Genomic DNA, 12,245 nt, shown 5'->3' with positions numbered 1-12,245 from the left:
GGGGTGGGGGTGGCGGCGGACTGATGGGCGCCCTGGGCGGCGCGGCGGCCCACGCGGGCGAGGTGGCCGGCGTGGTGGCCATCCTCCAGCGCTTCAACCTGGACGCGGGCAAGGCCACCCTGGTGGCGCCCCTGCTCCTCAACTTCCTCAAGTCCCGGTTGGACCCGGGCCTGGTGGGGAAGATCCTCGCCGTGGTGCCCATGCTCACCGGCGGCTCCGGCGGCTCCGGCCCTCAGGGCGGCGGCGGACTGGGCGGCATGCTCGGCGGAATCCTCGGCGGCTGAGGTCCACCGGCCCCCGTGCCCAGGCCTCCTGAATCCGGGGGCTTGGGAAAAGGGGGGAGGCCGGAATGCAAAAGAATTCCCGGCCCGAAGACAGGCGCGAAGGAGACAAAGCCTGTCTTCACGATGTCCATGGACGCGGAGGTGCTGGGAGGCATTGGCACCAACCAGCTCAAGGCGACGCCCTACACGCCGCCCCGCGGCAGAAGGCGGCCTGACGCTCGGGGCCTACAGGGCCAGGGTCCCGGCGATGATCTCCTTCATCACCTCTGACGTGCCCCCGCCAATGGTGAGCATGCGCACGTCGCGCCAGGCCCGGGCGACGTGGCTCTCCTCCACGTAGCCCATGCCGCCATGGAACTGCTGGCAGTCGTAGGCCACGCGCTGGGCCAGCTCCGTGGTGAGCAGCTTCGCCATCGCAATCTCCTTCACCGGCTTCTGTTTGCGTTTGCGATTGAAGAGCTGCACCGCGTGGTAGGTGAGCTGCCGCGCCGCCTCCACGCGGGTGTGGTGGTCCACGAAGGTGTGGCGCCACACCTGGAAGTCGATGAGCCGCTGGCCGAACGCCTTGCGCTCACGGCCGTAGCGGAGGGCTTCGCGCAAGAGCCCCTCCATCACCGCCACCGTGTAGAGCGCCGTCACCAGGCGCTCCGCGTGGAAGCTGTTCATGATGTGGAAGAAGCCGTCGTTCTCCCGGCCCAGCACGTAGCGGGCGGGGATGCGGCAGTCCTCGAAGTAGAGGATGGCCATGTCCGAGGAGCGGTGGCCCACCTTCTGGAGCCGCTTCGACACCGCGAAGCCCTTCACGTCCGTGGGCAGCGTCACCAACGAGATGCCCGGGGCGCCCTCCCCTCCCGTGCGCACCGCCAGCACCAGGAAGTCCGCGCGGGCGCCGTTGGAGATCCACGTCTTCGCGCCGCTGATGACGTAGTCGTCGCCGTCGCGCCGCGCGGTGGTGCGCAGCCGCGCCAGGTCCGAGCCCGCGTCCGGTTCGCTCATCGCCAGCGCCGCGATGCGCTCCCCGGCGAGCGCGGGGGCGAGGAACTCGCGCTTCTGCTCATCCGTTCCCAGCTCGTTGATGACCGGCGTGGCCATCTGCCCCTGCACCATCAGGGACATGGCCACGCCGCCGTTCTGCGCGCGCGCCAGCTCCTCCGCGAAGACGGCGACGTACCAGGCGTCCAGCCCGCTGCCGCCATACGCCGGATCATGGCTGATGCCGAAGAAGCCCAGCTCGCCGCAGCGGCGGAACACCTCGCGGGGGAACTCCCCGGCCTGGTCCCACTCCAGCGCGTGCGGGGCCAGCTCCTTTTCGACGAACTGACGCACGGTGCGACGGAATGCCTCGTGCTCGGGAGTGAAGCGCTCGTCCATGGCAGGCCCTGTCGCGAAGGGAGGCGCGGCATGCTGGCAGGGCCCGGCCCACGCTTTCAAGCCACGCACTCGCGGCCCGCGCTCAGCGTGCGCGGGTGAACGTGAGCGACACCGGCTGGCCTCCCCGGTGCAGCGTGAGCACCGCCGGACTGCCGGGCGCGCCCCCAGACACCCTACCCGGGGCCCGGGCTCCACGGGCCCTGCGGATTGTTCAGTCCCCGCGGTTCAGAAGGGGAGCACGGCCAGCCGCAGGCCCAGCGTGAACAGCCCATGGAAGCCGTCCTCCACGCGGGCCACCTCTCCCTCGCGCGGGCCCACGCCGGTGATGTCCACCGTCTGGCTGCCGGTGCGCACGGTGTAGCTGCCAATCGAAGCAGTGAGGATGGGCCCCACCGACAGCATGCGGCTGATGCGCACGTCACCGCCCAGCGCGAGGCGGGCGAAGGTGGGCCCCCGGTCGGTGACGCGCGTGTCCACGGTCGCGGGGACGGACACGCCCGGCGCGACCGGAATCTGCGTGGTGCCCTGCACATGGCCCTTGAGGATCTCCAGGCCCACGCCCAAGCCGATCCACGGATCAAAGCCCGCATCGGGCGACAGGTGGTAGCGGACCTCCGGCCCGACGCGCCACTGATGGATGGAGCAGTCGAACCCCTCCGGACACGACAGCGGGTTCTCCTTGGGGAAGACCTTCTCCCAACTGCCCCACACCCCCAGGTAGAAGCGCGGCGTGGCCCGGAAGCCCAGCTCCACGAGGACGGGGATGGACACCGTCGCGGCGTCTGTGATCTTCAGGCTCTCCACGGTGCCCGCAGCGGTCATGCCGTTCTTGTAGAGGTACCCCAGGCCCGCGCCCACGCCCCCGCTCACTGCGAGCTCCAGGCCCATGCGCCCGGTCTCCTGCATGGAGCCCGTGTCCATGTCCGTCTGCACCGTCTGCGTGGGTGTCTCCGTCGTGGTGACCGTCTCCTGGGCCCCCGCGGAGGTGGCGAGCCCCAACGCAGCGGCGAGTGACAGCGTCCAGCGCAATGGCGAGTTCATCGAGATCATCCGGTCCATCCTCCGTGTTCGGGATGGGTGCGGACGCAAGCAAGCCCTGAGCGCGGAGAGAAGCCGCCCGCCCCCGGTGCGAGCCGCCACCCGACAGACGGGCCCCGGGAGCGACCATTCGCAGACAGCCGGGTTGTCCCCAGGGGAGGCGTGGTGCCTCGACCCCGTGCATCACCTTAGCAAGACGGCCCGGAAATCCAACGGGTTGACCCGCGCTGTGCCAGACGTCACCTTGCACGCGCCGCGAAGCGCATCAGAGAGCCCCTGGCGTGGTGCCGGGCGGGCTCGCGCGGCGTGAAAGGAAAGGACATGGCCGCCCTGGAGCAGGAGCTGTCGCCCGAGGCGCTCGCGCTCATCGCCGAGGAAGAGGCGCTGCTGTCGCGGGTCCAGGCCGCGCTCGCCGAAGCGCGCCGTCAGGCCGCGGAGCGGACGCTGGACACCCAGGGACTGATGGCCCAGCTTCAGGTGCTGCGCGACGACGCCACCACGGCCCACGCCGCGGACCTGCCGCACGTCTTCACCCAGATGAACGAGGTGCGCGCCATGTTGGAGCGGCAGGAGACCGTGCCGCTGCCGGACAGCAACGCCCCCTACTTCGCGCACCTGCGCCTGGCGGGCCCCACCGGGCAGCGAGACTACCTGCTCGGCCGCACCAGCTACGCGAACCTCGCCGCCGGCGTGCGCGTCATCGACTGGCGCTTCGCCCCCGTCGCCCGCGTCTTCTACAACTACGAGGAGGGCGACTCCTTCGAGGAGTACTTCGGCGACCGGCTCTCCGAGGGCGAGGTGGAGGCGCGCCGGCTCGTCATCATCGAGAAGGGCGTCCTCACCCGCATCAGCACCGGCCCCCACCTGCTCCAGCGCGACCCGAGCGGGCGGTGGCACTCGCGGGGGCGCGACGCGTCCTCCGTGCTCTCCGGCGGCACCGGCACCGCCGCCCGTCCGGGCTTCCTGGGCGTGGGCCAGGGCGCGACGCGCACCGAGGACGCCTTCGGCGTGACGGCGCTCCTGGACGCGGAGCAGTACGCGGCCGTCAGCACCGGGCCGGACCAGCCGCTGCTGGTGCTGGGCAGCGCGGGCAGTGGAAAGACGACGGTGGCCCTGCACCGGCTGGCGAAGGTCGTCTTCGACGACGCGAAGAAGTACCCGCAGGCGCGCACCAAGGTCGTCGTCCCCGAGGAGGGCCTGGCCCGGCTGACGCGCCGGCTGCTCGCGCCCCTGGGGCTGGGCAAGGTGTCCGTGGAGACGCTGGACGCCTGGTCCCTGAGCACCGCGCGCGCGGCCTTCAGCGTGCCGGGCCTCAAGCTGGCCCCGGAGACGCCCGCGCTCGTGTCCCGCCTCAAGCGCCACCCGGTGCTGCGCCGCGCGCTGGCGGCCCGCGTGGCCGTGCCCAGGGGCAAGGCCCAGCCCCTGACGCTGGAGCGGCTGCGCATCCGGCTGGCGGACGCGTTCATGGACCGCGCGTTCCTGGAGGCCGTGGTGGCGGACGCCCGCGGCGAATTGCCCCGCACGGTGGTGAGCGAGACGGTGGAGCACACCAAGCTGCAGACCGCCGTGCCGCTGGAGCGCCAGTACCGGGATTACGACCCGGACAGCCTCGTCACCGTGGACGGCAAGGCGATTGAGAGCGACACGCCGGACGCGCTCGCGGGCACGCTCGACTTCGACGACCTGCCCATCCTGATGTTCCTCAAGGCGCAGCGGGGCGCGCTGGGCGCGGACCGGCTGGCGCACGTCGTCCTGGACGAGGCGGAGGACTTCTCCCTCTTCGAACTCTTCGTCGTCGGGCAGCTGTTGGGCGACAGCCGCAGCTGCACGCTCGCGGGCGACGAGATGCAACAGACGACGGCGGGCTTCGCCGGCTGGAGCGCGGCGCTGGAGGAGCTGGGCATCCGCGACGCTGGCACCTGCCGGCTCCAGGTGTCCTACCGCTGCCCGCGCCCGGTGGTGGAGCTGGCGCAGCACGTGCTGGGCACGCAGGGCCCGGCCTCCCCCGCGCGCCCCGGCCGCGAGGGCGCGCCCGTGGGCTTCCACCACTTCCCCGACGAGGCCCAGGCGTGGCTGTTCCTGGGAGACGCCCTGCGCGACCTGGTGCTGCGCGAGCCGCACGCGTCCGTGGGCGTCATCGCCAGCAGCCGCGAAGCGGCCCAGTCCTTCCACCGCGTCATCGCGGAGATGCCCTGGGCGCGGCTGGTGCTGGAGGGAGACTTCTCCTTCGAGCCCGGCGTGGACGTGACGGACGTGGACAACGTGAAGGGGCTGGAGTTCGACTACGTCGTCCTGCCGGACGTGACGGCGCGCGCCTACCCCGCGGACGACGAGGCCCGGCGCCGGCTGCACGTCGCCGTCACCCGCTCCTCCCACCAGCTCTGGGTGGCCTCCTCCGCCGTGCGCTCCCCGCTCATCCGCACCTTCCCCGGAGCGAAGGATCCGCTTCAGGGCTGACGGCCGCCGCCCTTCTCCCGCCACTCACGCTGCCGCTGGGCATGGGCCTCGCGGCGCGCGAGCGCCTCCTCCTGCTGGCGCGGGAGCTCCGACAGCCGCGTGCGGTGCATGCGCACGCTCAACTCCAGGAGCCCCCTGTCCTGCGACGGCAGCTTGTCGCCGTAGTCCGCGAGCATCGTGGTGGCGAAGGAGATGGCGTCCTCGGACACCTTGCGGCGGTGCTCGTAGTACTGCTGCACCTCCGCCTCGGTGGCCTCGTTCGCCTGCACCTTGCCGAAGAGGGTGTTCCACTTCGCCTCCACCTCCGCCCGCCTGCGCAGCTCCGCCGGCTCCTTCGTGGGCACGCCGGTGTCCCAGTACAGGTTGTCCGGCAGCTTCGCGCGCAGCGCGTCCAGGTCCACCGGGTAGGGGCCGGACGGCTCCTCCGCGGGCGCCTCCGCCTGCACCTGCGCCGCCGCCGCGCCCGCCAGGTCCAGCCCGCCATCCTTCGTGCGCGGCACCCCGGACGCAGACGCGAACACCGGCGGCGCGGGCCGGGTGTCCGGCGTCATCGCGGCCGGAGGGGGCCCGGCGGCCGCGCCGTCGCCAGGAGGAGGGCCGTCCAGGGCCAGCCACGCCCCCAACGCCAGGACGAGGACTCCCGCCGTGCCCAGGGGCAACTTCCAACGTGCGCGCGTGCTCATGCCCAAGGCCATACCGCGCGCCGGACACCCACCGCAACCCGCTCACGCCGCACCCGCAACGCACCGCGCAATTGATACATTTAAAACATGGCGCGCCGCATCAATCCCTGCTCAATCCCTGACGCGCGGCGACAACTCCAGTCCACTCTACTGGAAAGCTGCAATCTTCCTGGAATTCACTATTTTCGGCTCAAGCGCATCTTCCCGGCTTCCGGCTGATAAACAAACCCGTATCATCCGCGGTCGCACCCCATCACTCCCCTTGGAGGAAGCCGCATGAAACCGTTTCTCTGGATGAGCCTTCTGGCCCTCGCCGCCCCCGTGAGCTCCGCTCGCGCCGAGGTGCTGGTGGAAGGCATCGTCGACGTGCTGGTGGACGGCGGAAACACCTACAACTGGCAGATGGTGACGCTGCCCGGCACCAAGTGCGGCAACGGTTCCCAGTACAAGTTCTACGTGCACCGCACGGCGTCCCCCAACCTGCTGTTCATGATGGAAGGTGGCGGCGCGTGCTGGGACTACGATTCCTGTAGCGGCCGCACGGGCATCCTGGGGGCGGCGAACCCCAACGGCATCCCCGACGACTACATGACGCAGTTCACGGCCAAGTACGTGTCCCCCATCGTCAACGGGGCGGACCCGGGCCTGCCCTTCCGTGACCGCAAGGACATCGTCACGAAGGACTGGAACATCGTCTACCTGCCGTACTGCACGGGCGACGTGCACATCGGCAACAACGTGAAGACGTACACGGACAGCACGGGCGCGAACCCGCCGCTCACCTGGTACCACTCCGGGTACACCAACACGATCGCCGCGGCGAACTACGCCAAGCAGAACTTCCCCAGCGTGCAGAAGCTGCTCGTCACGGGCTACAGCGCGGGCGGCACGTCCACGTCCTCCGGCTACTACTTCATCCGCAAGGCCATCAACCCGGCGCGCGGCTACCTGCTCAATGACTCGGGCCCCGTCTTCATGGCGCCCAGCATGAACTCGCTGTCGCGGCCCCTGCACGACAAGATCCGCTCGTCGTGGAACCTGGACTCCGTGTTCGGCCTGCTGCCGGCCAGCTTCAACATCAACGACCTGGGCACCATCAACCGCATGGTCGCCACCGAGTTCCCGAACGACCAGCTGGCGTACACGGGCTACACGCTGGACTACAACTATTCGCGCTACTCGTATGAGCGCTTCAAGACGCCCAACGACCAGGCGTCCATCCACGCCTACTGGAAGCAGGACCAGGACGCGCTCGTCGCGGAGCTGAACAAGTACAACAACTTCAGCTACTTCATCCCGCACCAGCGGGCCATCAACGCCAGCCACTGCAGCACCATCATCACGTTCGTGGGCGCGCACGCCTGCCAGCGCATGGAGAAGAAGTACTGGTACGAGTACGCCTCCAGCCCCTGGCAGTCCTACGCCTGCCACAGCGAGTTCGTGCCGATGGACGTGTTCCTCAGCCGCTTCATCAACGGCAACCAGCGCGTGCGCATCTACGAGCCGGCGAACAACTACAACAACGAGGATGCGGGCATGGGCATCCTCGCGCCCCTCATCAACGGCGCGCTCGGCGGGTAAGGCACCCCGCTCCACGCACCTGGAAATGAAAGCGGGAGCGGGCCTGTCTGGCCCGCTCCCGTTGTCGTTTCAGGAGCCTGTTTCAAGCCCCCGGGAGCCCCGTCAGGTGAGGCCGGACAGCGTGCCGGTGTAGTCCGGGTGTCCGAAGCGGTCCACGTTGACGCCGAAGGCCTGGGCAATGGAGGTGAGCAGCTTGTTGTGCTCCACCGCGCCCGGCAGCGGGCTGCCCGGGCCCGGCCAGTTGCCCAGGGGGTCCTTGCCAGGGCGCAGGCGCAGGCAGCGGCCCATGCGGAACTTCCCGCCCGCGCCGCCCGCCAGCACCGTGGGGATGGTCACGTTCATGTGGCCGGCCGCGTCCCCCAGCTCGTTCCCCCAGAGGATGACGGTGTTGTCGAGCACGGTGCCGCTGCCCTCGGGGATGGCCGCCAGGCTGTCCATGAGCAGGGCCAGCTGTTCGGAGTACCACTGCTGCACCCGCACCATGCGCAGGCGGATCTCCGTGCGCTCGGGCTCCGTCTGGGTGTCGGTGCGGTGCGCGATGTCGTTGTGGATGTCCTCATCAATGCCAATCCACGGCATGGACGGCCCGGGGATGGTCATCGTCACCACGCGCGTCAAATCACACGCGAACGCACGGGCGATGAGGTCCATGTGCAGCTTCGTGAGCCCGGGCATGTTGTTGATGTCGCCCAGGTCGCTCAGCTCATCCGACGGGGCCTCCGGCTTCGCGCAGTTCAGGGCGCCCGTGTTGGTGAGCCGCCGCTCGATGTCGCGCAGCGCCGCCAGGTGCGTGTCCAGCTTCTGGCCCTCCGCGGTCGCCAGCCGCTTCTTCAGCCGGGTGGCGTCCTTGATGAGGTAGTCCATCAGGCTCTTCCTCTTCATGAGGATGGCCTGCGCCTCCGCGCTGGAGCCGCCCATGGAGCCGAAGAGGCGCTTGTAGAGGTTGGCGGGGTTCAATTCGAACGGCACGCGCGAGCCGTTCTCCGTGAAGCTGATGCTGTTGTAGACGTGCTGCGCGCCGAACTGCTCGAAGGCGTGCAGCTGCAGCGAACGGAACTGGGTGACGCCGCCCACCGCGTTGCCAATCACCTGGTCCAGGGACGCGCCCGAGGGCAGCTCGTCGCCGCTGTCCACCACCACCTCGCTGCCGGTGAGGAAGGTGACGGGGCCGCCCTCGTGGCCGGTGCGGCCGTGCTCGTAGAGGACGCGGTAGTCCAGGCCGTCCAGCACCAGCAGCTTGGAGCGGTGGCGCTGCAGCGGCTGGAGGACGGAGTTCTCGAAGTCGATGTTGAAGTCCAGCTCACCGCCCTTCGGCGTCCAGTACTCGGGCAGGCCGCCGTGGGGGGTGAACAGGGCGATGAAGCGCAACGGGGCGGCGTCCGCCGCTTCGGCCACGGAGCTGGTGAGCAGGTGCCCGAAGGGCGCCGCCATGGCCGTGCCGGACAGGAGCTTCAGGAGGCTGCGTCGGGAGATGTCGCGGGGCATGGGGTTCTGGCTCAACGGGTAGGAAGGCGCCGCTGCGTGAAGGAGGCCGAGCGCACCAGACTGACGAGCGCCTCGGTGACTTTCAGTTCGTCCGTGCGATAGGCGCCCGTGCGCATGGCGGCGAGCAGCTCCGCGTCGGAGGCGTGCTCGTCACGCCCCATCGCGTAGCGCACGAACTGCAGCGGCACGCAGTTGGCGAGCTCGTCGTTCGTCGCCAGCTGGCGCGCCAGCTGCGCGCCGCCGGTGAAGGGCGCGGTGATGGTGCCGTCCGGGGCCACCACGCCGCCGCTGGCGTCCACGGGGTGCCCGTTCTCCTCGGTGCGGTGCTGGCCCAGGCCGTCGAAGTCCTCCATGCCGAAGCCCATGGGGTCGATGGTCTTGTGGCAGCCCGCGCAGGCCGGGTTGCTGGTGTGCGCCGCGAAGCGCTCGCGGGTGGTGCTGTCCTCCGACAGCGCCGGGGGGATGGTGGAGACGTTGGCCGGCGGCGGCGGCACCGTGCGGCACAAGAGGCGCGTGAGCACGAACTTGCCGCGCTTGATGGGCGAGGACGAGTCGAAGTGGGCGTAGGTGGACATGACGCCCGCCTGCGTGAGGATGCCCAGCCGCTCCGGGGGCAGCGTGACGCGGCCCATGCCCTCGTCGTCCACGCCGGTGCGCGAAAGGCCCCCGTAGTAGTTCGCGAGCGTCTCATCCACATACGAATAGTTCGCGCTCAGCAGCTCCTTCACGGAGCCCGCGTGGTCTTTCACGATGGAGTCGATGAAGGCGTTGCGCTCGCGCACCATGGAGTCGCGGAACTCCACGCTGTAGTCCGGGTACACCTGGTTGTTCTTGTTGACCTTGTTCAGGCCATTGAGCCCCAGCCATTCAATGAAGAACTGGCGCAGCTTCAGGCGCGCGTCCGCCGTCTGGAGCAGCCGGCGCGTCTGCTTCTCGCGCTCGTCGGGCGACGACAGCGTGCCGGCCTGGGCGGCGGCGAGCAGCGTGTCGTCCGGGGGTCCGCCGGTCACCATGAAGGACAGCTCGGAGGCGACCTCGTAGGGGGTCAGCTCCACGACCTGGCCCTTGCGGCCGGTGGTGGGGCCCAGCTCCGTGCGGTACAGGAACGACGCGGAGGAGAAGAGCGCCTGGAGCACCAGCTCCGCGCCCGTCGCCATCGTCCCGCCCTGCTTGCCCGCGTTGAAGAGCGCCAGCAGGTCGGACTCCTCCTCCGCCGTCACCGGCCGGCGGAAGGCGCGCTGCCCCACCTTCTGGATGAAGGCCTTCGCGCAGTCGTCCTGGCTCCTGCCGGAGGGACACGCGTACAGGTCGCTCAGCCGCGACCTGCCCTCCTCCGCCAGGGTGACGGCGGCGGTGTCGATCTGGTCCGCCAGCAGCGACGTCACCTGGAGCCGCTCGTGGGTGGAGAAGCCGAGGATGGTGTCCTCGGCGGCGAAGCCCTGGGCGACGTCCACGGAGGAGCCCAGCACCGCGGAGGCGGACTTGTTGAACTCCTCGCGCGTCAGCCGGCGCACGCGCGCGGGGGCCGCCGCGCTCTCAGGCGTCTCATCCGCGCCACCGATGTTGCCGGTGCAGGCGGAAGCGGACAGCACGAGGGCAGAGGACAGGACGAAACGACGCAATGGCATGGTGTCTGGAATTCCTTGCACCCGCGCGGCCATGAGACCGGCGCACAGGCAGACCACAGTGTACTGGTTGCGTCCCACGCTTTCAGCGGGGATTTGATTTCCGTCCGTTTCGCTCTTTCCAAGAGGAAGACGCCCACCTGTCAGGTGCGCGCACACGGTGGGAGAGGACTCAGGGAGGTACTTCCTCACCGCGCGCGGTCCACCAGTTCTCCCCGTAGCTGATGAAGATCTGCTCGCCGGGGTGGATGTCCCGCAGTGCGTGATAACGGAACACATCACGGTCCACGGCGCGGGTGTAGGACGCGTTGGGTTCGCTGGCGTGATTGTAGATCATCCCGTAGCCCATCACGAGCGCGACCCAGTCCCCCTTCCGGGGCTCCTCGTGGCGGTGCCAGCGGATTTCAAAGACGTAGTCGTCCAGCGGTTCGCCGCGGCACTGCCGCTGGGGCACCTTGAGGTAGTGACACTCCTCGATGAGCTCGCCCGCGGCGATGAAGGCGTCGGTGAAGACACCCATCCCCCACTCGCACGGCCGGACCTTCACGCCGGGATGGAGGAACAGCGCGGGGCCCTGGTTCATCTCCGTGTCTTCTCCGTCACCGGTGTCCACGGACGCGAACCATCGCGCACCCGGGCGGCGACGGGAAGCGGGCAGCGTGCGTGGAGGGATTTGCCTGTAAGCCGGGGAATGAGGTGACGTCAGCCCGGCTGCTGGCCGGGGGGACGGCGGCGGAAGGCGTGGCGAAGCAGGTAGAACCCGGGCACGAGCGGCAGCCAGAGGGTGAAGCCGCGCAGGAGCAGGGTGCTCGCGAGCGCCGCCTCCACGGGGACGCCGAAGAGGTTGAGCATGCCCACCGACGCGGCCTCGTAGGTGCCCACGCCGCCGGGGATGATGGACACCGTCTCCGCCATGGAGGCCACCATGAAGCTGACGAACACGGTGCTCAGCGGGACCTGGAGGCCCAGCGCCTGGAGCATGGCGCCCAGCGTGGCCGCGTCCAGCACGTAGACGCCCAGTTGGAGGGCCACGCCGCGCATGAGCAGACCGGGGTTGAGCAGCATCCCGGGAGGCACCTCCGCGATGGCCTTGAGCAGGGTGCCCAGCGCGGGGATGCGCTTCGCGAAGCGGCCCGGCGTCCACTCGCGGTGGCGCGTCACCCAGAGGATGCAGAGCGGGATGGCCAGGGCCAGCACGCCGAAGGCGGTGACGAGCCATTGGATCCAATCGTTCAGCTCCGAGCGGCGCCAGAGGAAGAAGAGGCTCGCGGCCACGCCCAGCGCCTGCGCGACGTAGAAGCACAGCACCGTCAGGAGCACCGCGCCCGCGGAGGTGCCGGGGCTCGCGCCTTCGCGGCGCAGGCCGCGCCCGACGAGGAGCGAGCCGCCCACGCCGCCTGTCGGGAGGACCTGGTCGAAGGCCAGCTTCATCAGCGACAGCCGCGCCAGCGACCAGAGCGAGGTGCGCAGCCGGGCCCGGCGCAGGACCATCCACCAGATGGCCGCCACGCACAGGTACGTGCCCACCTGGCAGACGACAGCGACCAGCAGCCATGCGGGCCGGGCCTGCCGCAGCAGCTCCAGGAGCTGCTGCTCCTCCGTGTGCCGGGAGAGGAGGAAGGCGAGGAGCGCGACGAACATCAACGCGCCCGGAATCCACCAGCCCCTGCGGCGCTTCGCGGGCAGCTCCAGGGGGTCCAGGGGCTCCAGGGGCTCCAGGG

The 12,245-nt window shown here is 69.9% G+C and carries 9 protein-coding genes and 1 pseudogene; 3 read left to right on the top strand and 7 right to left on the bottom strand.

What is annotated here, in order from left to right; genetic code table 11:
* Window positions 1–284 (top strand): annotated as a pseudogene (locus D7X12_RS32585) (DUF2780 domain-containing protein); the annotation flags it as partial.
* 225 nt (window positions 285–509) lie between these two features.
* Here the strand turns inward: D7X12_RS32585 and D7X12_RS32580 are convergent.
* Window positions 510–1,655: an acyl-CoA dehydrogenase family protein gene (locus D7X12_RS32580; protein WP_120629129.1), complete on the bottom strand. Its 1,146-nt coding sequence runs from the start codon at window positions 1,653–1,655 to the stop codon at window positions 510–512.
* A 225-nt stretch (window positions 1,656–1,880) separates the two neighbouring features.
* Window positions 1,881–2,705, bottom strand: coding sequence for a hypothetical protein (locus D7X12_RS32575; RefSeq protein ID WP_120629128.1), 825 nt, complete (start codon window positions 2,703–2,705; stop codon window positions 1,881–1,883).
* A gap of 309 nt (window positions 2,706–3,014) precedes the next feature.
* Here D7X12_RS32575 and D7X12_RS32570 point away from each other — a divergent pair, with 309 nt between their 5' ends.
* The gene (locus D7X12_RS32570) at window positions 3,015–5,150 is read left to right on the top strand and encodes an ATP-binding domain-containing protein (protein WP_120629127.1); all 2,136 of its coding nucleotides are present in this window, start codon (window positions 3,015–3,017) and stop codon (window positions 5,148–5,150) included.
* Here D7X12_RS32570 and D7X12_RS32565 read toward each other — a convergent pair.
* On the bottom strand, window positions 5,141–5,833 hold the full coding sequence (locus tag D7X12_RS32565; RefSeq protein ID WP_120629130.1) for a hypothetical protein: 693 nt from the start codon (window positions 5,831–5,833) through the stop codon (window positions 5,141–5,143). The genes D7X12_RS32570 and D7X12_RS32565 overlap by 10 nt on opposite strands.
* 276 nt (window positions 5,834–6,109) lie before the next feature.
* On the opposite strand from D7X12_RS32565, the gene D7X12_RS32560 reads away from it, so the two are divergent.
* Window positions 6,110–7,414: a pectin acetylesterase-family hydrolase gene (locus D7X12_RS32560; RefSeq protein WP_120629126.1), complete on the top strand. Its 1,305-nt coding sequence runs from the start codon at window positions 6,110–6,112 to the stop codon at window positions 7,412–7,414.
* Window positions 7,415–7,516: 102 nt separating this feature from the next.
* On the opposite strand, the gene D7X12_RS32555 is transcribed toward D7X12_RS32560, so the two are convergent.
* The 4 genes from D7X12_RS32555 to D7X12_RS32540 all read right to left on the bottom strand — a co-directional run bounded on the left by D7X12_RS32555 (window position 7,517) and on the right by D7X12_RS32540 (window position 12,243).
* On the bottom strand, window positions 7,517–8,899 hold the full coding sequence (locus D7X12_RS32555) for a DUF1552 domain-containing protein (RefSeq protein ID WP_120629125.1): 1,383 nt from the start codon (window positions 8,897–8,899) through the stop codon (window positions 7,517–7,519).
* A gap of 11 nt (window positions 8,900–8,910) precedes the next feature.
* The gene (locus D7X12_RS32550; protein WP_244224922.1) at window positions 8,911–10,527 is read right to left on the bottom strand and encodes a DUF1592 domain-containing protein; all 1,617 of its coding nucleotides are present in this window, start codon (window positions 10,525–10,527) and stop codon (window positions 8,911–8,913) included.
* A gap of 169 nt (window positions 10,528–10,696) precedes the next feature.
* A complete protein-coding gene (locus D7X12_RS32545) occupies window positions 10,697–11,137 on the bottom strand; it encodes an SET domain-containing protein (RefSeq protein WP_244224921.1) in 441 nt (146 codons plus the stop codon).
* Between the two features lie 89 nt (window positions 11,138–11,226).
* Window positions 11,227–12,243: a lysylphosphatidylglycerol synthase transmembrane domain-containing protein gene (locus D7X12_RS32540; RefSeq protein ID WP_120629122.1), complete on the bottom strand. Its 1,017-nt coding sequence runs from the start codon at window positions 12,241–12,243 to the stop codon at window positions 11,227–11,229.
* Window positions 12,244–12,245 lie beyond the last annotated feature (2 nt).

Source organism: Corallococcus sicarius (assembly GCF_003611735.1).
GTDB classification, from domain to species: domain Bacteria; phylum Myxococcota; class Myxococcia; order Myxococcales; family Myxococcaceae; genus Corallococcus; species Corallococcus sicarius.
The sequence above is the reverse complement of the archived record's forward strand: the minus strand, read 5'-3'. Positions and strand labels throughout refer to the sequence as shown.